Raw genomic sequence first — 22,706 nt, 5'->3', positions numbered from 1 at the left:
GACGCCGCCCGCCGGCGTCAGCGGCGGGGGCCGCCGCCGCGCCCGCGGTCCTCGTCGTCGTCGTGCGGTCCGAGCAGCTCGTCCGCGAGGGTCGGCAGGTCGTCGAGCGGGGTCTCCTCCGCCCAGTCCGAGCGGCGCCGGGGCCTGCCCTGGTCGTCGACCTGCGGCAGCTCACGGGTCCGCTCGGCGCCCGCCCTGCCGGGCTCCTCGTCCCGGAAGAACCCCGGCGGCACACGGTCGGCGGCCGGTCCGGCGTCCCGTACGGGCGGCAGGACGGCGGTCTCCTCGGCGTCGGCGGGACCGGCGGCGGCAGGCCCGGTGTCCCGTACGGGCGGGAGGACCGCGGTCTCCTCGGCGTCGGCAGGAGCGGCGGCGGCAGGCCCGGTGTCGCGCACCGGCCGCAGGACGGTCGTCTCGTCGTCGGCCGGGGCCTCGTCCCGCACGCGCGGCAGGAGGGTGGTCTCCGCGTCGTCCTTGCGCATGTTGACGCGCGGGGCCGGGACCTCCTCGGTCTCCTGGTCCGGGCGGACCACCGGTGTCGGCACCGTCGTCTCGGTGGCGGACGCCGCCACCGACGCGGCCGCCGACGCCGCGGCCGCCGCTTCGGCGAGCTTGCGCGCCTCCTCGGCGCGCAGCAGTGCCTCCTCGGCCTTGCGCTGCTTCTCCAGCCGCCGTGCCTCGGCCTCGGCCCGCAGCCGCTCCTGCTCCTCCTTCATCTTGCGCAGCCGCTCCTGCTCCTCGCGGCGTGCCTTCTCCTCGGCCTCGCGGCGCCGCCGCTCCTCCTCGGCGAGCCGGCGTGCCTCCTCCGCCCGCCGCCTGGCCTCCTCGGCCTGGCGCTCGGCCTCGCGCTGCCGCGCCTCTTCCTCCTCGCGGCGCTTGCGCTCGGCCTCCTCGGCCCGCAGCTTGGCGAGCTGCTCCTGGCGCTCGCGCTCCAGGCGCTCCTCCTCGGCCTTGCGCGCGGCCTCTTCCTCGGCCTTGCGCCGGGCCTCCTCCTCGGCCGCCCTGCGCGCCGCCTCCATGGCCTTCACCTCGGCCTCGGAGAGGGGCAGCATCTGGTCGAGCCGGTGGCGTACGACGGTGGTGACCGTCTCGGGGGCCTGGCCCGCGTCCACCACCAGGTACCGGCCCGGGTCCGCCGCCGCGAGGGCGAGGAAGCCGGCCCGTACGCGCCGGTGGAACTCGGCCGGCTCGGACTCCAGCCGGTCCGGCGCCTCCGTGAACCGCTCCCGCGCGGTCTCCGGCGAGACGTCCAGCAGGACGGTCAGGTGCGGGACGAGGCCGCTGGTCGCCCAGCGCGACATGCGGGCGATCTCGGTCGGGGACAGGTCGCGGCCGGCGCCCTGGTAGGCCACGGACGAGTCGATGTACCGGTCGGAGATGACGATCGCGCCGCGCTCCAGGGCCGGGCGGACCAGCGAGTCGACGTGTTCGGCGCGGTCGGCGGCGTACAGCAGCGCCTCCGCGCGGTTGGACAGTCCGGCGCTGGACACGTCCAGCAGGATGGAGCGCAGGCGCTTGCCGATGGGGGTGGCGCCCGGTTCGCGGGTCACGACCACCTCGTGGCCCTTGGCCCTGATCCACTCGGCGAGCGCCTCCACCTGCGTGGACTTGCCGGCGCCGTCGCCGCCCTCCAGGGCGATGAAGAATCCGGTCGCCGACGGGGCCTGGGCCGGGTCGGCGCCGCGGAGCGCGTCCCGGAGGTCGCGGCGCAGCGGCACCCCGGAGCGGTCGTCGGTCCTGGCGAGCACCAGCGCGGCGACGGGCAGCAGCAGGGCGCCGACCAGCATGAGGGTGAAGGCGGCGCCGCCGTGGGCGAAGACGAACCCGCCGCCGGCGAGCCGGTGCGGGCCGATGGCGGCCGCGAGCAGCGGGGCGGCGAGCGCGCCGAGCGCGATGGAGACCCGTACGACGGCGTGGAGGTGCTCGGTGAGGCGCGGCCTGCGGAACTCCTCGGTCTCCTGGTCGAGCAGGGTGTGACCGGTGTTGGCCGCGACGCCGGCCGCGAAGCCGGTGCCGAGGGCGATGAACAGCACGGTCGCGGTGTCGGGCACCAGCCCGAGGGCGAGGAGAGCGACACCGGTGACGGCGGTGGCCAGGGCCAGCAGGCGGCGGCGGGAGAGCGCGGGCAGTACGGCCGGGGCGCGCCGGATGCCGAGGCCGGTGCCGCCGATCAGCGCCAGGACGAGCAGCGCGAACGCGACCGGGCCGCCGCCGAGGTCCCTGGCGTGCAGGGCGGCGACGGCGGTGGCGGACGCGACGGCCCCGGCCACGGCCGCGCAGGCGAGCACGAGCAGCGGTATCGCTCCCGTACGGCCCTTGTCGACGCCGCTCCCGGTCGAGGGGCGGCGCAGTCCCTCCAGCGGGGAGCGGGGGCGCGGGGTCTGGCTGTCGGGCAGTTCCAGGAAGTACAGGACGGAGACGGACGCGGCGAACAGCCCGGCCGCCACGTAGGACCCGAGGGCGGCCTGGTGGGTGGAGAACCAGTCGATGCCGGCTCCGAGCAGGTTGCCGACGAGCGTGGCGACGAGGAGTGCGGCGGCCGCGCCGGGGACGGCGGCGAAGCCGGTGCGCAGCGACAGGCGCCGCAGCGCGTCCATGTGGTCGGGCAGCGGCCGCACCACGGCGCCCTCGGGGGGCGGGGCGGGCAGCAGGGCGGGGGCGGCGCCCTCCCGGGCGACGGTCCAGAACCGCTCGGCGACGCCGGCCAGGAACGCGGTGCCCAGCAGGAACGCGAGGGCCTTGCCGGGGGTCCAGTCGATCCACAGCGGGGCGACGACCAGCAGCGCGACCCGTACGCCGTCGGCGCCGACCATGGTCCAGCGGCGGTCCAGCGGGCCCTTGGGGGCGGTGAGCGTCGTCAGCGGGCCGAGCAGGACGGCGCCGAAGAGGAGTGTGGACAGGATCCGGGCCCCGAAGACCGCGGCGACCGCGAAGGCCGCGCCCCGGTACCCGCCTCCGAAGGCTCCCTCGACGACCGCCGCCTGCAGCGCCAGGAGCACCAGGACGAGCAGGGCGAGGGCGTCGCCGACGCCGCCGACGAGCTGCGCGCTCCACAGCCGCTTCAGCGGCGGGTTGCGCAACAGGGCCCGTACGGCGCGCTCGCGGGAGTCCGCGGCAAGTGCGGCGTCGGAGTCTGAGGTGGGGCTCAAGACCGTTGGCTGCTCGGCTCGCGTCATCCCCTCAGCCTATCCGGACGGAGTGACACCCAGTCGTCCCCGCCTGAACAAACGACTGGCAGCGGCCCCGGAGGGTCCTCCGCCGCGGGCCGGGACGGTGCCGGGGCCGTGCCTGGGCCCGGGACCGCGCCGGGACCGGGACCCGGTCCGTCGGTGCTCGCGGACGCGCGAGGGGCCGGGGCGACGCGAACGTCACCCCGGCCCCTCGTGCCGTCAGTCCTCGGACGAGGCCTTCGACGCCGCGGCCGCCGTCTTCGCCGTGGTCGTCTTCTTCGCCGTCGTCTTCTTGGCGGTGGTCGTCTTCTTCGCGGCCGTCTTCTTGGCGGTCGTGGTCTTCTTCGCGGCCGTCTTCTTCGCCGGCGCCTTCTTGGCCGCCGCCTTCTTGGCCGTCTTCTTGGCGGGCGCCTTGGCCCGCTTCTCCGCCAGCAGCTCGTAGCCGCGCTCCGGCGTGATCGTCTCCACGCTGTCGCCGGTCCGCAGCGTCGCGTTGGTCTCGCCGTCCGTGACGTACGGTCCGAAGCGGCCGTCCTTCACGACCACCGGGCGCTCGCTGACCGGGTCCGTGCCCAGCTCCTTGAGCGGGGGCTTGGCGGCCGCGCGGCCACGCTGCTTCGGCTGGGCGTAGATCGCCAGCGCCTCGTCGAGCGTGATGGTGAAGAGCTGCTCCTCGTTCTCCAGCGAGCGCGAGTCCGTGCCCTTCTTCAGGTACGGGCCGTAGCGGCCGTTCTGCGCGGTGATCTCGACGCCCTCGGCGTCGGTGCCCACCACGCGCGGCAGCGACATCAGGCGCAGCGCGTCCTCGAGGGTCACCGTGTCCAGCGCCATCGACTTGAAGAGCGAGGCGGTGCGCGGCTTCACGGCGTTCTTGCCGGTCTTCGGGGTGCCCTCGGGCAGGATCTCCGTCACGTACGGGCCGTAGCGCCCGTCCTTGGCGACGATCTGGTGGCCGGTCGCGGGGTCCGTGCCCAGCTCGAAGTCGCCGCTGGGCTTGGCCAGCAGTTCCTCCGCGAGCTCGACCGTCAGCTCGTCGGGTGCCAGGTCCTCCGGCACGTCCGCCCGCTGGTGGCCGTCGGTGTCCTTCTCGCCGCGCTCGATGTACGGGCCGTAGCGGCCGACGCGCAGCACGATGCCGTTGCCGACGGGGAAGGAGGAGATCTCGCGGGCGTCGATCGCGCCCAGGTCGGTGACCAGTTCCTTCAGGCCGCCGAGGTGGTCGCCGTCGCCGTTGCCGGCCTCGGCGGCGCGGCCGGCCGCGCCGTCCCCCTCGCCGAAGTAGAAACGCTTCAGCCACGGCACGGCCTGCGCCTCGCCGCGTGCGATGCGGTCGAGGTCGTCCTCCATCCTCGCGGTGAAGTCGTAGTCGACGAGCCGGCCGAAGTGCTTCTCCAGCAGGTTGACGACGGCGAAGGAGAGGAAGGACGGGACGAGGGCGGTGCCCTTCTTGAAGACGTAGCCGCGGTCGAGGATCGTGCCGATGATCGACGCGTACGTCGACGGGCGGCCGATCTCGCGCTCTTCCAGCTCCTTGACCAGCGAGGCCTCGGTGTAGCGGGCCGGCGGCTTGGTGGCGTGGCCGTCCGCCGTGATCTCCTCGGCGGTCAGCGCGTCGCCCTCGGCGACCTGCGGCAGCCGGCGCTCACGGTCGTCGAGCTCCGCGTTCGGGTCGTCGGCGCCCTCGACGTACGCCTTCATGAAGCCGTGGAAGGTGATCGTCTTGCCGGACGCGGAGAACTCGGCGTCCCGGCCGTCGGCAGCCCGTCCGCCGATCTTGACGGTGACGGAGTTCCCGACGGCGTCCTTCATCTGGGAGGCGACGGTCCGCTTCCAGATCAGTTCGTACAGCCGGAACTGGTCACCGGTCAGGCCGGTCTCGGCGGGCGTGCGGAAACGATCACCCGAGGGGCGGATCGCCTCGTGCGCCTCCTGCGCGTTCTTGACCTTGCCGGCGTAGACGCGGGGGGCGGCGGGCAGGTAGTCGGCGCCGTACAGCTGCGTGACCTGGGCCCGGGCCGCCGCGACGGCGGTGTCGGACAGGATGGTCGAGTCCGTACGCATGTACGTGATGAAGCCGTTCTCGTACAGCTTCTGCGCGATCTGCATGGTCGCCTTGGCACCGAAGCCGAGCTTGCGGCTGGCCTCCTGCTGGAGGGTGGTGGTGCGGAACGGCGCGTACGGGGAGCGGCGGTACGGCTTCGACTCGACGGAACGGACGGCGAACGACGTGTCGGCGAGCGCGGCGGCCAGGGCGCGGGCGTCGCTCTCGGCGAGGTGCAGCACCTGGCCGGAGGAGGCCTTCAGCCGGCCGTCGGGGCCGAAGTCGCGGCCCTGGGCGACGCGGCGGCCGTCGACGGCGGCGAGGCGGGCGACGATGTTCGACGGGTCGGACGCGTCACCGCTGCGGCCGGTGGCGAACGTGCCGGTCAGGTCCCAGTACTCGGCGGAACGGAACGCGATGCGCTCGCGCTCCCGCTCGACGACGAGGCGGGTGGCGACGGACTGGACCCGGCCGGCGGACAGCCGGGGCATGACCTTCTTCCACAGGACCGGCGAGACCTCGTAGCCGTAGAGGCGGTCGAGGATGCGGCGGGTCTCCTGGGCGTCGACCATGCGCTTGTTCAGCTCGCGCGGGTTGGCGACGGCGGCCCGGATGGCGTCCTTGGTGATCTCGTGGAAGACCATCCGGTGGACCGGGACCTTGGGCTTGAGGACTTCCAGCAGGTGCCACGCGATGGCCTCGCCCTCGCGGTCCTCATCGGTGGCGAGGAAGAGTTCGTCGGACTCGGCCAGCTGCTCCTTGAGCTTCCTGACCTGGGCCTTCTTGTCGGCGTTGACGACGTAGATGGGCTGGAAGTCGTGCTCGACGTCCACCCCGAGGCGGCGCACCTCGCCGGTGTACTTCTCGGGCACCTCGGCGGCGCCGTTGGGGAGGTCGCGGATGTGCCCGACGCTCGCCTCGACGACGTAGCCGGGGCCGAGGTAGCCCTTGATCGTCTTCGCCTTGGCAGGCGACTCGACGATGACGAGTCGGCGGCCGCCCTGTGCGGTCTCGCTGGTCGGGGACAACTTCGCTCTTCTCTCCGGTCGACGCTCGGTGGCGCGTGCGGCGCGGTGGATCCCACCGCGTGCACTCCTGGCGCACTGCGCACTGCTGTGACGTGACGCCGTGCTCTGACGCTGCTGTCGCTGCGGAGTGTGACGGTACAACCCGCCCCCGTGTCAAACGGCAAAAGACCGCAACGGCCACTCGAACGGTAACCCGAGTCCGGGCATTCCTGCCGCCCGGACTCCCCTCAGGCTCCGGAGCGCCTGATTCCGCGCTGTCGTCAGACGCGGCCGAAACACCACATGCCGAGGATCACGAACGCCGCTCCCATGGAGGCCGCGAACGTGATCGCCGCCGCCGGGCTCACACCGTGCGCGACCGGTGCGCGGTGCAGCGCGCGTGTCCCGGTCCACAGCAGCAGCCCCGCTCCGAACAGCGTGAACGCCGCGCCGGCGAAGATGGCCGGTCCGCTCTCCATGTCCGTACCCCGTTCCTCGGTGATCCCCTGGTTGCCCCTGGGGCGAGGCTGACACCTGCGGGCGTCGTGAGCGCGAATTGCGGGTGAACGCCATGGACCGCGCGCCCCCGGTTCACTCAGGCGGCGGGGCGGGGCGGGGGGGGTCCCGCTCGGGGGGCGGGAGCGGTGATGCGCGGCACAGGGAGCGGGGCGGCGTCCCGGGCGCGGCGCGGCCGGAGGCGGTGATGCGCGGCACAGGGAACGGGGCGGCGTCCCGGGCGCGGCGGGGGCGGGGCCCGCCCGGGAGCGAGGCCGGCCCGGGGGCGGGGGCGGACATGTCGGGAACGCGGCAGATGTTGGCCGGTTCGCGCCCCCCGCCCCGCCGCCGGGACGGGCGCGGCTGCTCAGGCGCCCTGCGCCGGCTCCAGGAAGCCCTCCTCCACCAGCAGCCGGATCGCCTGGGGCGTGCGGTCCCGCAGCATGACCGGGTCCTCGCCCATCAGCTGGGCGATGGCGTCCAGGATCCGCCCCGCGCTGAGCGTCCCGTCGCAGACGCCGGCGAAGCCCGCGCCCACGGCGTCCACCTTGGTGGCGCGGCGCATGCCGCGGTTCTGCCGCAGCACCACGTGCTCCGGGTCCTCCGCGCCGGGCAGCCCGACCTGCTCCTGCATCACCTCGGGCGCCAGGACGAAGTGGTCGCCGAGGAGCGCGGCGTCGTCCCGGGTGCGGAGGTAGTCCTGGCGCGCGAAGTGCGCCCGTACCGCCTCGCCGAGCGGCTGCTCCACCGGGTGCGGCCACTCCTCGACGACGACGGACGGCTCCTGCGCGCCGGACTTGCGCAGGGTGATCCAGCCGAAGCCGATCGCCCTGGTCCTGCGCGCCTCGAACTCGTCGAGCCACGCCGCGTACCGCGCCGCGTACCGCTCCGGGTCGTCGCGGTGGTCACCGGCGTCCCGCAGCCACAACTCCGCGTACTGCGTCACGTCCTGCACCTCGCGCTGCACGATCCAGGCGTCGCATCCCCGTGGCACCCAGGATCGCAGCCGCTCCTGCCAGTCCTCGCCCTCCACGTGCTGCCAGTTGGCGAGGAACTGCGCGAACCCGCCCTCGTTCAGCCGCTCCCCCGCCTGCTGGACGAGCGACCGGCACAGGTCGTCACCGCCCATCCCGCCGTCCCGGTAGGTCAGCCGGGTGCCGGGCTCCCCCGTGCCGGAGGCCAGGGGAGAGATCACGAACGGCGGGTTGGACACGATCAGGTCGTACGTCTCCGACGCCACCGGCTCGTAGAGCGAGCCGGTGCGCAGGTCCGCCTCCGGCGCGCCGGACAGCGCCAGCGTGAGCCGGGCGAACTCCAGGGCCCGCGGGTTCAGGTCCGTGGCCGTCACGCGGGTGGCGTGCTGCGCGGCGTGCAGCGCCTGGATGCCGGAGCCGGTGCCCAGGTCGAGGGCCGAGGCGACGGGCGTACGGACCGTGATCCCGGCGAGCGTGGTGGACGCACCTCCCACGCCGAGGACCACGCCCTCGCCGTGGCCGCTCGCCCCGGCCGCGCCGCCGACGGCGCACCCGAGGTCGGAGACGATGAACCAGTCCTGGCCCTCGGGGCCGCCGTACGGCCGTACGTCCACGGTGGCGCGGACCGCGTCGCCGTCCTCCACCACCCATCCGTCGGCGAGCGCCTCGTCGAGCGGCAGGACCGTACGCGCCCGTTCGCGCGGCACGGGCCGCTGGAGGAGGAAGAGGCGGACGAGCGTGGCGAGCGGACCGTCCGCCCGGGTGGCGCGCAGGGCGGGGACCGTCTCACTGCGGGCGAGCGCGGCGTAGGCGGGTGCGCCGAGCAGCTCGAGCAGGCCGTCGGCGGTGAAGTCGACGGCGAGCAGGGCGTCGCGGAGGCGGTCGGCGCGGTCGGGCACCGGGAGGCTGGCGGTAAGGCTGGTCGTACTCACCTGCCCATTGTGACCGCCGCCACTGACATTCGGCGCACGGCCCGGCCCCAGGACGCGGGGAACCGGGCCGGTTTCCCTCCCGGCGGCCCTTCACGAGGGGCGCCGGGAGGGCCGGGGGTCAGGAGGACGCGGCGGCGGGGCGCGACGGGGACGAAGCCGGGGACGCGGGGGCGGACTTGCCCGCGGAGGCGGACGCGGCCGGGCCCGGCCTGGCCGGCGGCACGTTCGGCGACACCGACGCCTCGGCCTTGCGGCAGCCCGGCTGCTTGGCCATCGCCTGGCCGAGCTGCCCGGACTGGAGCTTGGCCAGCGCGTCCTGGTCCATCTTCTCGATCTTCTTCAGGCCCTCGGCGACGCTCTGCAGCCCGTCGGCGAACTTCTGCTGGTCCTTCGGGTCGAGCGCGTCGACCTGCTTCTTCAGGCCCTCGTACGCCGTGGCCGTGGAGTTGAGCTCCTTGACCGCGTCCTGCTGGAGCTTCTCGCCGTTGTCGACGGGCGGTACGCCCGCGTCCTGCACCGCCTTGGCGAGCGCCTTGTCCGCGTCGGCGATGTCCTGGAAGGCCTTCGAGTCGGCGGCCTGGATGTCGGCGGGCTTGCCGTCCGCCGCCGTCGAGATGATGGTCTGCTGGGCGTCGGCCCTCTTCTGGATCTGCGGCTGCGCCTGGTCGCAGACCTTCTTGGCCCAGGCGTCCACCTTGTTCTCGCCGCCCTCTTCGTCACTGCTGCAGCCCGACAGTGCGAGCACCAGTACCGCACCGCCGGACAGTGCGGCCGCAAGCTTCTTGTTCACCGGTTTGGTCCCTTCCAAGGCTCTCGGCCCCGGAACATACACGCCAAGTGGGCGACATTCGCTTGTCGTGCGACCGTTTCGTACGCTCTTGCCACCATTTGCACCAAGAGAGAGAAGGCTCACCGTCGATTCAGCCGGATGGGCGGACGGGCGGGGTGCCGGATGGAGGGACGGGAGAGGACGGGGCGCACGGAGAGGCGGACGGAACGTCACCGCGTTCCGCCCGCCCGTGGCCTGATGAGGCGTTAGAGGGTCGCCGCCTTGCTGGTGACCCGTTCGGCGGGGTTGCCGTCCTCGTCGCCCATGGAGACCGTGCGCCGCTTGGACACGTACACCGCGCCGATGATGACGAGGATGGCGATCGTCGCCACCGCCGCCCGTACGCCCGCGCTGGCGTCGTCGCCGTAGCTGAACTGCACGACCGCCGGGGCGATCAGCAGCGCCACCAGGTTCATCACCTTCAGCAGCGGGTTGATGGCCGGGCCGGCCGTGTCCTTGAACGGGTCGCCCACCGTGTCGCCGATCACCGTGGCGGCGTGCGCGTCACTGCCCTTGCCGCCGTAGTGGCCGTCCTCGACCAGCTTCTTGGCGTTGTCCCAGGCCCCTCCGGAGTTGGCGAGGAACACGGCCATCAGGGTGCCGGTGCCGATGGCGCCCGCCAGGTACGCCCCCAGGGCGCCGACCCCGAACGTGAACCCGACGGCGATGGGCGCCATGACGGCGAGCAGACCCGGTGTGGCCAGTTCGCGCAGGGCGTCCTTGGTGCAGATGTCGACGACCCGCCCGTACTCCGGTTTCTCGCTGTAGTCCATGATCCCGGGGTGCTCGCGGAACTGCCGGCGCACCTCGTAGACCACCGCCCCGGCCGACCGCGACACCGCGTTGATCGCCAGCCCGGAGAAGAGGAAGACGACCGCGGCACCGAGGATCAGCCCGACGAGGTTGTTGGGCTGGGAGATGTCCATGGTCAGGTTCATCTCCGTGGCCCTGGCCCCCACGTCGCGCACGGCGGTGGCGATGGCGTCCCGGTACGAGCCGAAGAGCGCGGCCGCCGCCAGTACGGCCGTGGCGATGGCGATGCCCTTGGTGATGGCCTTGGTGGTGTTGCCGACGGCGTCGAGGTCGGTGAGGACCTGGGCGCCCGCGCCCTTGACGTCGCCGGACATCTCGGCGATGCCCTGGGCGTTGTCGGCGACCGGGCCGAAGGTGTCCATGGCGACGATCACGCCGACCGTGGTGAGCAGGCCGGTGCCGGCCAGGGCGACGGCGAACAGCGCCAGGGTGATCGACGTGCCGCCGAGCAGGAAGGCCCCGTACACCGAGAGGCCGATCAGCAGCGCGGTGTAGACGGCGGACTCCAGGCCGATGGAGATGCCGGCGAGCACGACGGTGGCGGGGCCGGTGAGGGAGGACTTCCCGATGTCCTTCACGGGACGACGGGTGGTCTCGGTGAAGTAGCCGGTCAGCTGCTGGATCAGGGCCGCCAGGACGATGCCGATGGCGACCGCCACCAGGGCGAGGACGCGCGGGTCGCCGCCGTGCGTCCTGATGGCCGCCTCGGTGACGCCTTCGAGGGAGGCGAACGAGGAGGGGAGGTAGACGAAGACCGCGACGGCCACCAGGGCCAGGGAGATCACCGCGGAGATGAAGAACCCGCGGTTGATCGCGGCCATCCCGCTGCGGTCGGCGCGCCGCGGGGCGACCGCGAAGATGCCGATCATCGCGGTGACCACGCCGATCGCCGGAACGATCAGGGGGAAGGCCAGGCCGAGGTCGCCGAACGCCGCCTTGCCGAGGATCAGCGCGGCGACCAGGGTGACGGCGTACGACTCGAAGAGGTCGGCGGCCATGCCCGCGCAGTCGCCGACGTTGTCCCCGACGTTGTCGGCGATGGTGGCGGCGTTGCGCGGGTCGTCCTCGGGGATGCCCTGCTCCACCTTGCCGACGAGGTCGGCGCCGACGTCCGCGGCCTTGGTGAAGATGCCGCCGCCGACACGCATGAACATCGCGATCAGCGCGGCACCGAGACCGAAGCCCTCCAGCACCTTGGGGGCGTCGGCGGCGTACACGAGGACCACGCAGGAGGCGCCGAACAGGCCGAGGCCCACCGTGAACATGCCGACGACACCGCCCGTACGAAAAGCGATCTTCATCGCTTTGTGCGAGACGGCCGTCAGATTCTTTTCCGGTTGTCCGGGTTCCGGAGTGGCCTCACGCGCGGCGGCCGCCACGCGTACGTTGGCGCGGACGGCGAGGCGCATGCCGATGTATCCGGTGACCGCCGAGAAAAGCGCACCCACCAGGAAGAAGAGTGATCGTCCGGCGCGCTGCGACCAGTCGTCCGCGGGCAGCAGCAGGAGCAGGAAGAACACGACGACCGCGAAGATCCCGAGGGTCCGCAGCTGGCGGGCCAGATAGGCGTTCGCGCCTTCCTGGACGGCCGCCGCGATCTTCTTCATGGCGGCGGTGCCCTCACCGGCCGCCAGCACCTGTCGTACGAGCAGCTGGGCGACGATCAGGGCGGCCAGGGCCACGGCCGCGATGACGGCCACGATGATCCGGTTGCCATCGGTGAGAACCGCGGCCGCGATTGAAGTGGGGTGGTCGGACACGTTTGTGGTGAAGAGCCCCGCCATTCGTCCTCCTTGACGTCAGAAGAGCTCAAGACGTGGACGGATTGTAGGGAGCAGAACCTGATCAAAACAGAGCGCCGTAGAACAGAATTGACCTTTGCTTGCCAGTCGGCAAATGCGCGATGCGCGAAATCCACTCGAAAGCAGTAATGACTTTGGACCATTGACGCGGAGGCGCGTGATCGACGAAATGCAAAAAGGCCCTGCTCAGCAGGGCCTTTCCGGATGTCGCGGATGAGGTCAGGGCAGCACGGCAGCGGGATTCGTCGGCCAGGTCATCCGGATGACGCCGCCCGACTCGCCGGCCGACACCTCGACGTCGTCGACGAGCCCGGTGATCACCGCGAGGCCCATCTCGTCCTCGCCCTCCGCGTCGTCGAACTCCTCGACCGGCGCGGCGCTGCGGGAGCCCGGCACGCCGGCGGCGTCGGCCGCCGCGACACCCGCGCCCGGGACCTCGTCGCCGACCTCGATGGAGAACGTCTTCTCCTCCTCGGTGAGCATGACCCGGATCGGGGAGGCGACGTGGTTGCTGCGGTGCAGCCCCACGGCACGGGAGCACGCCTCGCCGACGGCGAGCCGGACCTCGTCCAGCACGGCTTCGTCGACCCCGGCCCGGCGCGCCACGGCGGCCGCCACCAGACGGGCGGTCCTGACGTGCTCGGGCTGGGCGCTGAAGCGGAGTTCAACGGTGGCCATGCGGTCCCCCTCGGTCGTGCGGGCGTGCCTCCCAGAGAGCCGGGCTGGACGCCCGGCACCCTGCTCTTCCTCCCGGATCGTCCGGACCGGCCGTGCGGCGGGTCGCCGACATCGCCGGGTCGCCGACGGCGGCGGGTCGCCATCGGCGGCGGGCCGGCCGGAGGGTCTCCGGCCGGGGCCGGACGCGGCTCCGTACGTCGCCGACCGGACGCCCGGGCGCCGGAGCCGAGGGCGGGGGCCCCGAGGGGCCCACGGCCACGGTCCGGGCCGCGCCCGGCACGGGCCGGACGCCGACCGGAGCCGAACGGTCCGGCCCGGCCGGGCTCGCGCCGGGACCGGGTCACCGGCCGGTGCGGCGAACCGACTAGTCGGTGGCCGCGACGGCCTCGTCGACCGTGGTGTGGATCGGGAACACCTTGGTCAGACCGGTGATTCGGAAGATCTTGAGAATGCGCTCCTGGTTGCAGACCAGGCGCAGCGATCCCTCATGCGCGCGCACGCGCTTCAGGCCGCCCACCAGCACGCCGAGGCCGGTCGAGTCGAGGAAGTCCACGCCCTCCATGTCGACGACAAGGTGGTAGCTGCCGTCATTCACCAACTCGACCAACTGCTCGCGCAGCTTGGGCGCGGTATACACATCAATCTCGCCACCGACCTCGACGACCGTACGGTCGCCACCAGGGCCGGACACATTGCGAGTCGACAGGGACAGGTCCACGGATCCTCCAGCACCTTGCTATCGAGCGGTCGCCCCTCGGATTCTCCGGCGGAGCCAGGGGACGGATCGCCAGCCGCGATGGCATTCAATCACTTACCAGCAGCCATGCACGACGCCTTGGGAGCATTGTCCGTCACGCCGGTGACACACTCGGTGCCGATGGCCATGAATCACCGCCCCAGTCGACCACCCGAGAGCGGGGACACCCGCCCCACCCCCGGAACGGTCCTCGACCGGCTCGCCGCAGGGGCGAACCGGGCTGCGCGCATCACTCATACGGAGCACCTGCCCCCAAGAGCGGGAAGGCATGCCGTCTGGCCCGATCGCATCCGCCCAGAGGTGATCAACGCCATCCGAACGGCGGGTATCGAGCACCCCTGGGCCCACCAGGCGGCGGCCGCGGAGCACGCGCTGGACGGCGAGTCGGTCGTCATCGCCACCGGCACCGCCTCCGGCAAGTCCCTCGCCTACCTGGCGCCGGTGCTCACCGCCCTGCTGGACGGCTCCGAGGCCCCCAACGGCCGCGGGACGACCGCGCTGTACCTCGCGCCCACCAAGGCCCTCGCGGCCGATCAGCGACGCTCGGTCAAGGCCCTCGCCGCACCTCTCGGCAACCGGATCCGGCCCGCCGTGTACGACGGCGACACGCCGGTCGAGGAGCGCGAGTGGGTCCGCCAGTACGCCAACTACGTCCTGACCAACCCGGACATGCTCCACCGGGGGATCCTCCCCTCCCATCCGCGCTGGTCCGCCTTCCTGCGCGCCCTGCGCTACGTCGTCGTCGACGAGTGCCACACCTACCGCGGCGTCTTCGGCTCGCACGTCGCCCAGGTGCTGCGCCGGCTGCGCCGCGTCTGCGCCCGCTACGGCTCCTCCCCCGTGTTCCTCCTCGCCTCCGCGACCGCCGCCCAGCCCTCCCTCGCGGCCGGGCGGCTGACCGGCCTGCCCGTCCGCGAGGTCGCCGACGACGCATCGCCGCGGGGTGAGCTGGTCTTCGCCCTCTGGGAGCCGCCGCTCACCGAGCTCCAGGGTGAGCAGGGCGCGCCGGTGCGCCGCACCGCCACGGCCGAGACCGCCGACCTCCTGACCGACCTGACCGTCCAGGGCGTCCGCTCCGTGGCCTTCGTACGCTCCCGGCGGGGTGCCGAGCTGATCTCGGTGATCGCCAAGGAGCGGCTCGCGGAGGTCGACCGTTCGCTGCCCGCGCGGGTCGCGGCCTACCGGGGCGGCTACCTGCCGGAGGAACGCCGGAGCCTGGAGCGGGCCCTGCACTCCGGGGAACTGCTCGGGCTGGCCGCGACGAGCGCCCTGGAGCTCGGCATCGACGTGTCGGGCCTGGACGCCGTGGTGATCGCCGGGTACCCGGGCACGCGGGCCTCCCTGTGGCAGCAAGCGGGCCGCGCCGGACGTTCGGGGCAGGGCGCGCTGGCGGTGCTGGTCGCCCGCGACGACCCGCTGGACACCTTCCTCGTCCACCACCCGGAGGCGCTGTTCCGCCAGCCGGTGGAGTCGACCGTCCTCGACCCCGACAACCCCTACGTCCTCGCCCCCCACCTGTGCGCGGCCGCGGCGGAACTGCCGCTCACCGAACCCGACCTGGCGCTGTTCGGCCCGGCCGTCCCGGAGCTGCTGCCCCAGCTGGAGTCGGCCGGCCTGCTGCGGCGGCGCGCGTCCGGCTGGTACTGGACCCGCCGGGAGCGCGCCGCGGACCTCGCCGACATCCGGGGCGGGGGCGGCAGCCCGGTGCAGATCGTCGAGGCGGGCACGGGGCGGCTGCTCGGCACGGTCGACGAGCCGGCCGCCCACGCCGCCGTCCACGAGGGTGCCGTCCACCTCCACATGGGCCGCACCTACCTGGTCAGGAAGCTGGACCTGGAGGAGTCGGTCGCCCTCGTCGAGGAGGCCGACCCGCCGTACTCCACCACCGCCCGCGACACCACCGCCATCTCCGTACTGGAGACGGACACCGGGATCCCGTGGGGCGAGGGGCGGCTGTGCTACGGCTCCGTCGAGGTCACCAACCAGGTCGTGTCCTTCCTCCGCCGCCGCCTGATCACCGGGGAGGTGCTGGGCGAGACCAAGCTCGACCTCCCGCCGCGCACCCTGCGCACCCGCGCCGTGTGGTGGACCGTCACCGAGGACCAGCTGGACGCCGCCCGGGTGAACCCGGAGCAGCTGGGCGGCGCCCTGCACGCCGCCGAGCACGCCTCCATCGGCCTGCTGCCCCTCTTCGCCACCTGCGACCGCTGGGACATCGGCGGGGTGTCGGTCCCGCTGCACCCGGACACCCTGCTGCCCACCGTCTTCGTGTACGACGGCCACCCGGGAGGTGCGGGCTTCGCGGAGCGCGCCTTCCACACCGCCCGCGAGTGGCTGACCGCGACCCGTGACGCCATCGCCTCCTGCGAGTGCGACGCGGGATGCCCCTCCTGCATCCAGTCCCCCAAGTGCGGCAACGGCAACGATCCGCTGCACAAGCGGGGCGCCGTCCGGCTCCTCACGGAACTGCTGCGGGGAGCCCCGGAAGCGTCCGCGGAGGCGTCCGCGCAGGCCCCGCCCGCGACCTGACCTCGGGTGCGTACGGCCCGAACCGGGCCCGCGCCGTCACGTCCGCGACCTCGCCGCGCACCGTGCACCGCACCACCTCCGCGGCCTGGGCCCGCGCCACACGGCCGGCCGCCCCGCAGGCGGCGGACGCTCCCCGGAGCGCCCGGTCCGCCGCGGCGAGCGCCGCCAGGTCGGCGGCGCCCCCGGCCCGGTGCCGGGCGGCCACCGCCTGTCCCAGGGCGAGGATCGCCGCGAAGACCACGCACATCACGGCGGCGGCCATCGCCACCCACACGGTCGCCGCACCGCGGTCGGCGCCCGGATCCCGGGCGGGGGTCCGCCGCGCCACCGGGCCGCCCGCCGCAACCGCGGGCCTGGCCCACGCGCTTGCCGGCCCCGGCCTTGGCGTACGGCCCGGTGAGCGTTCCGCCCCGGCTCCGCCGCGGGGCTCGGTGCCGGGCTCCGGGCACCGAGCCCTCGTACCCCAGGGGCGGGGCCGGCCGTGCCGGCCACCGGATGCGGGCGTGCCCCGGTGCGGGGCGCCTCTCCCGGGGCCCCGCGCCAGCTGGTGGGCCGTCATGGCACCACCCCCACGGTGTCCTCGGCCAGGGCGGCCGCCTCGGCGCGGAGCGTCAGCCGCAGGGAGCCGGGGCCGGGCGCGGGTGCCTCCACCCGGACGCGCCACAGGTCCCCCGTACGCTCGACCGCCACCCGGGCGCCGCCCGGTGCGGCCGACCGTGCCGCCGCCACCGCCTCGGCCCGCGGCTCGGAACGCGCCACCGCCCGCGCGCCGACCCGCGCCGCGTCCACGCACTGGATCTGTGCGGCGGCCGCCATCAGCGCCCACACGAGCGCCATCGTGAAGAGCACCAGCGCCGGCAGGGCCGTGGCCGCCTCGGCGGTCACCGACCCCCGGTCGCCCCCGGCGTCAGAACGGGGCATCGAGCGCCCTCCCGATCAGCGCCTGGAGCCTGCCCGACACCACGTCACTGGTGACGATCTTGTAGAGCACGGCGGCGAACCCGCAGGCGGCGAGCGTCCCCATCGCGTACTCGGCGGTGGACATTCCCCCGTCCGCGCGCACCGCGGTGCGGCGCACCCGGGCCATCAGAGCCTTCAGCAGCCGGTTTCCCATACCAACCCCCATGAGATGTCGTTCCGTCACAACAGTTCCGCCGCCAGTCCGACGACCACCGGCGCCACCCCGACCGCCAGGAACGCGGGCAGGAAGCACAGGCCCACCGGAGCGGTGATCAGCACCTGTGCCCGCTGCGCACGGGCGGTGGCTTGCCGGGCCTGATCCGCGCGGAGCCCCGCGGCCAGCCGGGAGACCGCCTCGGCCGCCGGGGCACCCGAGGTGCTCGCCCGTTCCAGACAGCGCGCCAGCGGCCCGGCGCCCGGTATCGAACCGAACCGGCTCCACACCTCGCCCGGTTCACCCCCCAGGCGCAGTTCGGCCGCGGCCCTCGCCAGCCGGTCGCCTACCGGGCCGCCCAGGGACTCCCCGACGGCCTCCGCCGCCTCGCGCGGTCCCACCCCCGCCGACAGGCACGCGGCCAGCAGATCCGCCGCCATCGGAAGCTCCCGGGCCGCCGCCTCGCCGTCCTCCTCCCCGGCCGGGCGCGGCCGCCGCTGCCACCTCAGCACGCCATACGCGACGGCGACGCCCACCGCGCACCCGGCGGCCCCGCCGACCAGGACCCAGCCGCAGACGGCCGCTCCCGCCGGCGCCGACCACTGCCGCATCCACCGCGCCCACTGCCACCGCCGGGAGCGGTCCCGCCGCCACCCGGGCCCCAGCAGCGCGGCGGTCCGCCGGTGCGCGCGGCGCTCACGCCGCCGGGCGGCGACCGCGCCGGCGAGCCACCCCGCCCCGGCCACCAGGGCCACCGACGCCGCCACGCCCTGGAACAGCCGCCCGCTCACGGCGCCTCCCCGGCCCGCACGACCCGCCCCGCCCACCACAGGCCGACGGCCTCCAGGAGGCCCCCCACGGCCAGGCAGCACAGGCCCGCCGGGGTGTGGAACAGCACCCGCAACGGATCGGCACCGAGCGCCCAGCCCATGGCGAGCGCCACCACCGGAAGCAGCGCCAGCAACCCGACCGTCGCCCAGGCACCCGCCACCTGGGCCCTGAGCCGTTCTCTTTGGTCGCGCCGCTCCCGCAGGGCCGCCTCCAGCCGGTCCACCCCCGCGGCGAGACCGGCCCCGCCGTCCACGGCCACCTGCCAGCAGGCCGCCAGCCCGGCCAGGCCCTCCGCGCCGTCCTCCCGCGCCGCGCTCCGCAACGCCTCCGGTACGTCACCCCCGAACCGCGCCGCCGCCAGGACCGCCGCCTCGTCCCCGCCCAGCGCTCCGGTGCTGCGCGCCGCCCAGAACAGCGCCTGTCCGGGCTGCCACCCGGCCCGCAGCTCCCCGGCGACCGCGCCGCACAGGGCGATCACCGCTTCGGCGCGCCGGTCCCGCTCCCGGGACCGCTCCGCGGCCCTCAGCCGCCGTCCGACCAGCGGCACGGCACACGCCCCGGCGACCAGCGGCAGCACCGACCTGCTCAACACCGCCAGAGCCGCCGCCCCCACCAGGCACAGCCACTCCGGCCGGAACCGCGCCCGCGCCGCCGGCACCCACCGCCGCCATGCCTCCGCCTCCCACGGGGCCGCCTCACCACCCGAGAACAGCAGCCGCGCGCGCCGCAGTTCCCGCTGCCGGCTCAGCACCAGCCAGGCCGCCGCACCCGCGCACACCACCGCCACCACCGGTTGTCCCCTCATCACCGCACACCCCCGATCAGCGACCGCAGCCGCTCCCAGCCCCTCTCGTACCGGAACCCCTCGGCCGCCCACCGCAGAGCGGGCACGGTGACGACCAGCCCCCGCTCGTCGCGGTCCAGCACGTGCACCTCGGCGACCCGGCGGCGCCCGGCCCTGTCACGGGCGAGGTGGACCACCACCGAGAGGCCCGCCGCCACCTGGCTGTGCAGGGCGGCCCGGTCGAGCCCCGCGGCCGTCCCCAGTGCCTCCAGGCGCGCCGGCACATCGCCGGCGGTGTTGGCGTGCACGGTCCCGCAACCGCCTTCGTGTCCCGTGTTCAGGGCGGCCAGCAGGTCCGTCACCTCGGCGCCCCTCACCTCGCCCACCACCAGCCGGTCGGGACGCATGCGCAGGGCCTGCCGCACCAGGTCCCGCAGCATCACCCGGCCGGCGCCCTCCTGGTTCGGCGGGCGGGCCTCCAGGCGGACCACGTGCGGGTGGTCCGGCCGCAACTCGGCCGAGTCCTCGGCGAGCACGATCCGCTCCCGCTCGCCCACCAGCCCCAGCAAGGTCGACAGCAGAGTCGTCTTCCCCGACCCCGTACCGCCGCTGACCAGGTACGACACCCGAGCCTCGACCAGGGCCCGCAAGACCTGGTCCCCGCCCGGCGGCACCGTCCCGGCCTCCGTCAGTTCCCGCAGCGAGAAGGCCCGCGGCCGGACCACCCGCAGCGACAGGCAGGTCGACCCGACCGCCACCGGGGGCAGCACCGCGTGCATCCGCGTCCCGTCCGGCAGCCGCGCGTCCACCCAGGGCCGGGCGTCGTCCAGCCGCCGGCCCGCGACCGCCGCCAGCCGCTGCGCCAGCCTGCGGACCGCCGCCGCGTCGGGGAAGGCGACACCCGACAGCTCAAGCCCCGCGCCCCGGTCCACCCACACCCGGTCCGGAGCGGACACCAGCACGTCCGTCACCGCGGGATCGGCGAGCAGCGGTTCCAGCGGACCGGTCCCCACCAGTTCGCACCGCAACTCCTCCGCCGCGCCGAGCACCTCCGTGTCGCCGAGCACCCGCCCCTGCGCCCGCAGCGCCGCCGCCACACCGGCCGGCGTGGGATCGGTGCCGCTCTCCACCAGCCGTTGCCGAACGGCCTCCAGCAGCCCGGCCGTCACGACACGCTCTCCTCGGCCAGCGCCCGCTCCCAGAACGCCGCGGAGAACCGGCCGAGGGGGCTTCGCCCGCTGTCGCCGGGCGGCACACCCGCGTCCAGCGCCGCCATGAGGCCGGGTTCCTCGGGCACTTGGCCCACGAGCGGCAGGCCCAGCACGTCCGCGACCCACTGGTCCTCGACCCCGGCGGCGTACGGGCCGCGGACCACCACGCGCAGCTCGCGCAGCACCGTGCCCACCGCGTCGGCCACCCGCTTGGCAGCGGCGACGGCCCGCAGATCGGCGGGCACCACCAGCAGCCCAAGGTCCAGTTGGGCCAGCGCCTCCGTGGTGGCGTCGTCGACCCGGCGCGGCAGGTCGACGACCACGACACCGCCGCGCCTGCGGGCCGCGGCCAGCACCGAACGCATCGCCTCCGGCCTGATCGCCACGGGCTCCCCCCGGTCCCAACTGAGCACCCGCAGACCCCGCAGCGACGGCAGCGACTCCTCCAGCGCACCGCCGGCGACCCGCCCCCTGGAAGCGGCGAGATCCGGCCACCGCAGCCCTTCCGTCTGCTCGCCGCCCAGCAGTACGTCGAGGCCGCCGCCCAGGGGGTCGCCGTCGACGAGCATCGTCCGCCGCCCCTCGCGCGCCGCCGTGACGGCCAGCGCACAGGCCAGCGTCGACGCCCCGGCACCCCCGCGCCCGCCGATCACCCCGACGGTCAGCGCCCGTCGGCCCGAACCCTCGGCGACGTCCGCGATCCGGTCGACGAGCCAGCTCTCGGCGTCGGGCAGCCGCAGCACGCACTCCGCGCCGATCTCGACCGCCCGCCGCCACACCCCCGGGTCGTCGAGACCGCGCCCCACGAGCAGCACGTCCCGTCTGCGGGTCGCGCCGCCGCACCGGGCGGCCGCGTCGTCACCGACCAGGACCAGCGGTGCCGCGTCCCAGCTCGCGCGTTGTTCGGGCACCGCGTGGTACACCTGCGGATGCGCGCCGGCCGCGGCACACAGCCGCAGCAGGTCGTCGAGCAGCCCCGCGTCCTCCGTCACGATCAGCGGTCCCGGCCGCCGCCCCTCGGCGGTCGGCGCCCGTTCCGATGTGCTGGATCCGGCCATGATCTCCCCCTGTCCCCGTACGTCTCTCGGCGCCTCTCGCGGGTGCGCATCGGTCATGCGCCGTGCCTCGGTGCACCGGCCCGTCGTGCCGGCCCGTCGTGCCGGTCCGGCGTCCGCCGTGGCATCCGCCGTCGGCGGCCACCGGGGCGAGGGCAGCCGGTCCTCGGCGCTGGGGCGGACCGCGCGTTCCGCATACGGTCCGCCCGCCCCCGGGACAAGCTCGGCACAGGCCCCCTCCCGCCTTCGTACGACGAGAGATCCGCGATTCCTTCATCCGCGGACTTCGCAGCCGGAATCACGATGAACGACTTCCGGAAAAGAAGTGGATCTTGCCTTAAATCTGTGGACAACTCACCGGTTGTGAATATCCCGTTCGCCCATACCAGCGACTTCCGCAGAGCAGCGCTTCCGCTACGCTGAGTGACGCGAAGGGGTTGGCCGCGACCCCGGCCGCAGCGAGGGGGGAGAGAACGGAATGAACGATCAGAGCCGTCGGAAACGGACGAAAACGCGTCCGGACATGCGACGACCCCCGCCGGGGGGGAGAGCGGGGGTCGTCTCTCCGGCCGACTCGGGGGGGGAGGAGCCGGACCGGGTTAGCACGGTCGCGAACGATCCGTGACTTCCATGGTGTACCCGAGAGGCTTCTCAGGCAAACCCACACGCGCCAGCGTACGCCGAATGGCGGGCACCTATGCTCAGGCTCGTGGAAAACCACTCCTTGCCGCGCACAGCAGCCTTCTTTGACCTGGACAAGACGGTCATTGCGAAGTCATCGACGTTGACCTTCAGCAAGTCCTTCTACCAAGGCGGCCTGATCAACCGCCGTGCCGTACTGCGGACTGCCTACATCCAGTTCGTCTTCCTGGCCGGCGGTGCCGACCACGAGCAGATGGAGCGGATGCGGGAGTACCTGTCCGCGCTCTGCAAGGGCTGGAACGTCCAGCAGGTCAAGGAGCTGGTGGCCGAGACCCTGCACGACCTGATCGACCCGATCATCTACGACGAGGCGGCGTCCCTCATCGAGGAGCACCACGCAGCCGGGCGCGACGTCGTCATCGTCTCCACCTCCGGCTCGGAGGTCGTCGAACCCATCGGCGAGCTGCTCGGGGCCGACCGGGTCGTGGCGACGCGCATGGTCGTCGGCGACGACGGCTGCTTCACCGGGGAGGTGGAGTACTACGCCTACGGCCCCACCAAGGCGGAGGCGATCCGGGAGCTGGCGGAGGCGGAGGGGTACGACCTCTCCCGCTGCTACGCCTACAGCGACTCCGCCACCGACCTGCCCATGCTGGAGGCCGTCGGCCACCCGTACGCGGTCAACCCGGACCGCGCGCTGCGCCGCGAGGCGGCCGCGCGGGATTGGCCGGTTCTCCTCTTCAACCGCCCGGTCCGACTGAAGCAGCGCCTGCCCGCCTTCCGGATGCCGCCGCGCCCCGCACTGGTGGCCGCCGCGGCCGTGGGCGCGGCGGCGGCCACGGCGGGACTGGTCTGGTACGCCAGCAGGCGCCGGCAGACGGCGTGAAGCAACCCGGGGGCGAATGGGGAGGACCGCGACCGTCCGGCGCAAGTGGCCGCAAGGGTAAAAACTGGAGGCAGGGCTTTCGAATCCCCCCGGACGGGAGTACAAAGGACTTAACGGCCCGCGAGACCAGGGACCTCCGAAAGGATCTCCTGTTGA

General features: G+C 74.0%; 17 protein-coding genes. 2 read left to right on the top strand and 15 right to left on the bottom strand.

All coding sequences use genetic code 11. The annotated features are described in order from the left end of the window. Positions 1 to 17: 17 nt before the first annotated feature. The 8 genes from tmk to A4V12_RS01415 form a co-directional block, all read right to left on the bottom strand. Entirely contained in the window at positions 18 to 3,176 is a 3,159-nt protein-coding gene (tmk, locus tag A4V12_RS01450) for a dTMP kinase (RefSeq protein ID WP_064067296.1), read from the bottom strand. Positions 3,177 to 3,389: 213 nt separating this feature from the next. After that, positions 3,390 to 6,239 carry a type I DNA topoisomerase gene (gene topA / locus A4V12_RS01445; RefSeq protein WP_064067295.1) on the bottom strand — a complete coding sequence of 950 codons (2,850 nt, stop codon included), beginning with the start codon at positions 6,237 to 6,239 and terminating at the stop codon, positions 3,390 to 3,392. 260 nt (positions 6,240 to 6,499) lie between these two features. Beyond that, positions 6,500 to 6,697 carry a hypothetical protein gene (locus tag A4V12_RS01440; protein ID WP_064067294.1) on the bottom strand — a complete coding sequence of 66 codons (198 nt, stop codon included), beginning with the start codon at positions 6,695 to 6,697 and terminating at the stop codon, positions 6,500 to 6,502. A 383-nt stretch (positions 6,698 to 7,080) separates the two neighbouring features. After that, positions 7,081 to 8,619 carry a DUF7059 domain-containing protein gene (locus tag A4V12_RS01435; RefSeq protein ID WP_064067293.1) on the bottom strand — a complete coding sequence of 513 codons (1,539 nt, stop codon included), beginning with the start codon at positions 8,617 to 8,619 and terminating at the stop codon, positions 7,081 to 7,083. A gap of 118 nt (positions 8,620 to 8,737) precedes the next feature. Further along, on the bottom strand, positions 8,738 to 9,409 hold the full coding sequence (locus A4V12_RS01430; RefSeq protein WP_064067292.1) for a hypothetical protein: 672 nt from the start codon (positions 9,407 to 9,409) through the stop codon (positions 8,738 to 8,740). Between the two features lie 245 nt (positions 9,410 to 9,654). Continuing rightward, a complete protein-coding gene (locus tag A4V12_RS01425) occupies positions 9,655 to 12,045 on the bottom strand; it encodes a sodium-translocating pyrophosphatase (protein WP_064067291.1) in 2,391 nt (796 codons plus the stop codon). 237 nt (positions 12,046 to 12,282) lie between these two features. Next, positions 12,283 to 12,741, bottom strand: a complete 459-nt coding sequence (locus A4V12_RS01420; RefSeq protein ID WP_064067290.1) for an ATP-binding protein — start codon at positions 12,739 to 12,741, stop codon at positions 12,283 to 12,285. Positions 12,742 to 13,105: 364 nt separating this feature from the next. Continuing rightward, entirely contained in the window at positions 13,106 to 13,459 is a 354-nt protein-coding gene (locus A4V12_RS01415; RefSeq protein WP_003967428.1) for an STAS domain-containing protein, read from the bottom strand. 78 nt (positions 13,460 to 13,537) lie between these two features. On the opposite strand from A4V12_RS01415, the gene A4V12_RS01410 reads away from it, so the two are divergent. Next, positions 13,538 to 16,027 carry a DEAD/DEAH box helicase gene (locus A4V12_RS01410; RefSeq protein WP_079136725.1) on the top strand — a complete coding sequence of 830 codons (2,490 nt, stop codon included), beginning with the start codon at positions 13,538 to 13,540 and terminating at the stop codon, positions 16,025 to 16,027. On the opposite strand, the gene A4V12_RS38215 is transcribed toward A4V12_RS01410, so the two are convergent. From A4V12_RS38215 to ssd, 7 genes are all read right to left on the bottom strand, one after another. Further along, positions 15,957 to 16,301: an Rv3654c family TadE-like protein gene (locus tag A4V12_RS38215; RefSeq protein ID WP_350497992.1), complete on the bottom strand. Its 345-nt coding sequence runs from the start codon at positions 16,299 to 16,301 to the stop codon at positions 15,957 to 15,959. The two genes, A4V12_RS01410 and A4V12_RS38215, sit on opposite strands and share 71 nt — an antisense overlap. A gap of 281 nt (positions 16,302 to 16,582) precedes the next feature. Beyond that, positions 16,583 to 16,948, bottom strand: coding sequence for a TadE family type IV pilus minor pilin (locus A4V12_RS01400; RefSeq protein ID WP_064067288.1), 366 nt, complete (start codon positions 16,946 to 16,948; stop codon positions 16,583 to 16,585). Then, positions 16,935 to 17,141, bottom strand: a complete 207-nt coding sequence (locus tag A4V12_RS01395; protein ID WP_079136744.1) for a DUF4244 domain-containing protein — start codon at positions 17,139 to 17,141, stop codon at positions 16,935 to 16,937. Before A4V12_RS01395 ends, A4V12_RS01400 begins: the two co-directional genes overlap by 14 nt. Positions 17,142 to 17,167: 26 nt before the next feature. Then, positions 17,168 to 17,932, bottom strand: coding sequence for a type II secretion system F family protein (locus A4V12_RS01390; RefSeq protein WP_064067423.1), 765 nt, complete (start codon positions 17,930 to 17,932; stop codon positions 17,168 to 17,170). Continuing rightward, positions 17,929 to 18,777 carry a type II secretion system F family protein gene (locus A4V12_RS01385; protein WP_064067286.1) on the bottom strand — a complete coding sequence of 283 codons (849 nt, stop codon included), beginning with the start codon at positions 18,775 to 18,777 and terminating at the stop codon, positions 17,929 to 17,931. The genes A4V12_RS01390 and A4V12_RS01385 overlap by 4 nt, the downstream gene beginning before the upstream one ends. Continuing rightward, a complete protein-coding gene (locus tag A4V12_RS01380; protein ID WP_064067285.1) occupies positions 18,777 to 19,925 on the bottom strand; it encodes a TadA family conjugal transfer-associated ATPase in 1,149 nt (382 codons plus the stop codon). The genes A4V12_RS01385 and A4V12_RS01380 overlap by 1 nt, the downstream gene beginning before the upstream one ends. Then, positions 19,922 to 21,025, bottom strand: a complete 1,104-nt coding sequence (ssd, locus tag A4V12_RS01375; protein ID WP_064067284.1) for a septum site-determining protein Ssd — start codon at positions 21,023 to 21,025, stop codon at positions 19,922 to 19,924. Before ssd ends, A4V12_RS01380 begins: the two co-directional genes overlap by 4 nt. Before the next feature lie 694 nt (positions 21,026 to 21,719). On the opposite strand from ssd, the gene A4V12_RS01370 reads away from it, so the two are divergent. Then, positions 21,720 to 22,550, top strand: a complete 831-nt coding sequence (locus tag A4V12_RS01370) for an HAD family hydrolase (protein WP_064067283.1) — start codon at positions 21,720 to 21,722, stop codon at positions 22,548 to 22,550. The last annotated feature ends 156 nt before the right edge of the window (positions 22,551 to 22,706 follow it).

This window comes from Streptomyces noursei (assembly GCF_001646665.1).
In the GTDB taxonomy this organism is placed as follows: Bacteria; Actinomycetota; Actinomycetes; order Streptomycetales; family Streptomycetaceae; genus Streptomyces; species Streptomyces lavendulocolor.
The sequence above is the reverse complement of the archived record's forward strand: the minus strand, read 5'-3'. Positions and strand labels throughout refer to the sequence as shown.

Excerpts from the sequence above, each read along its gene's own strand:
- ssd (WP_064067284.1), bottom strand. The coding sequence starts at position 21,025 with ATGGCCGGATCCAGCACATCGGAACGGGCGCCGACCGCCGAGGGGCGG.
- A4V12_RS01400 (WP_064067288.1), bottom strand. The coding sequence starts at position 16,948 with ATGCCCCGTTCTGACGCCGGGGGCGACCGGGGGTCGGTGACCGCCGAG.
- A4V12_RS01420 (WP_064067290.1), bottom strand. The coding sequence starts at position 12,741 with ATGGCCACCGTTGAACTCCGCTTCAGCGCCCAGCCCGAGCACGTCAGG.
- A4V12_RS01370 (WP_064067283.1), top strand. The coding sequence starts at position 21,720 with ATGCTCAGGCTCGTGGAAAACCACTCCTTGCCGCGCACAGCAGCCTTC.
- A4V12_RS01410 (WP_079136725.1), top strand. The coding sequence starts at position 13,538 with ATGGCATTCAATCACTTACCAGCAGCCATGCACGACGCCTTGGGAGCA.
- A4V12_RS01395 (WP_079136744.1), bottom strand. The coding sequence starts at position 17,141 with ATGGGAAACCGGCTGCTGAAGGCTCTGATGGCCCGGGTGCGCCGCACC.
- tmk (WP_064067296.1), bottom strand. The coding sequence starts at position 3,176 with ATGACGCGAGCCGAGCAGCCAACGGTCTTGAGCCCCACCTCAGACTCC.
- A4V12_RS01425 (WP_064067291.1), bottom strand. The coding sequence starts at position 12,045 with ATGGCGGGGCTCTTCACCACAAACGTGTCCGACCACCCCACTTCAATC.
- A4V12_RS01385 (WP_064067286.1), bottom strand. The coding sequence starts at position 18,777 with ATGAGGGGACAACCGGTGGTGGCGGTGGTGTGCGCGGGTGCGGCGGCC.
- A4V12_RS01440 (WP_064067294.1), bottom strand. The coding sequence starts at position 6,697 with ATGGAGAGCGGACCGGCCATCTTCGCCGGCGCGGCGTTCACGCTGTTC.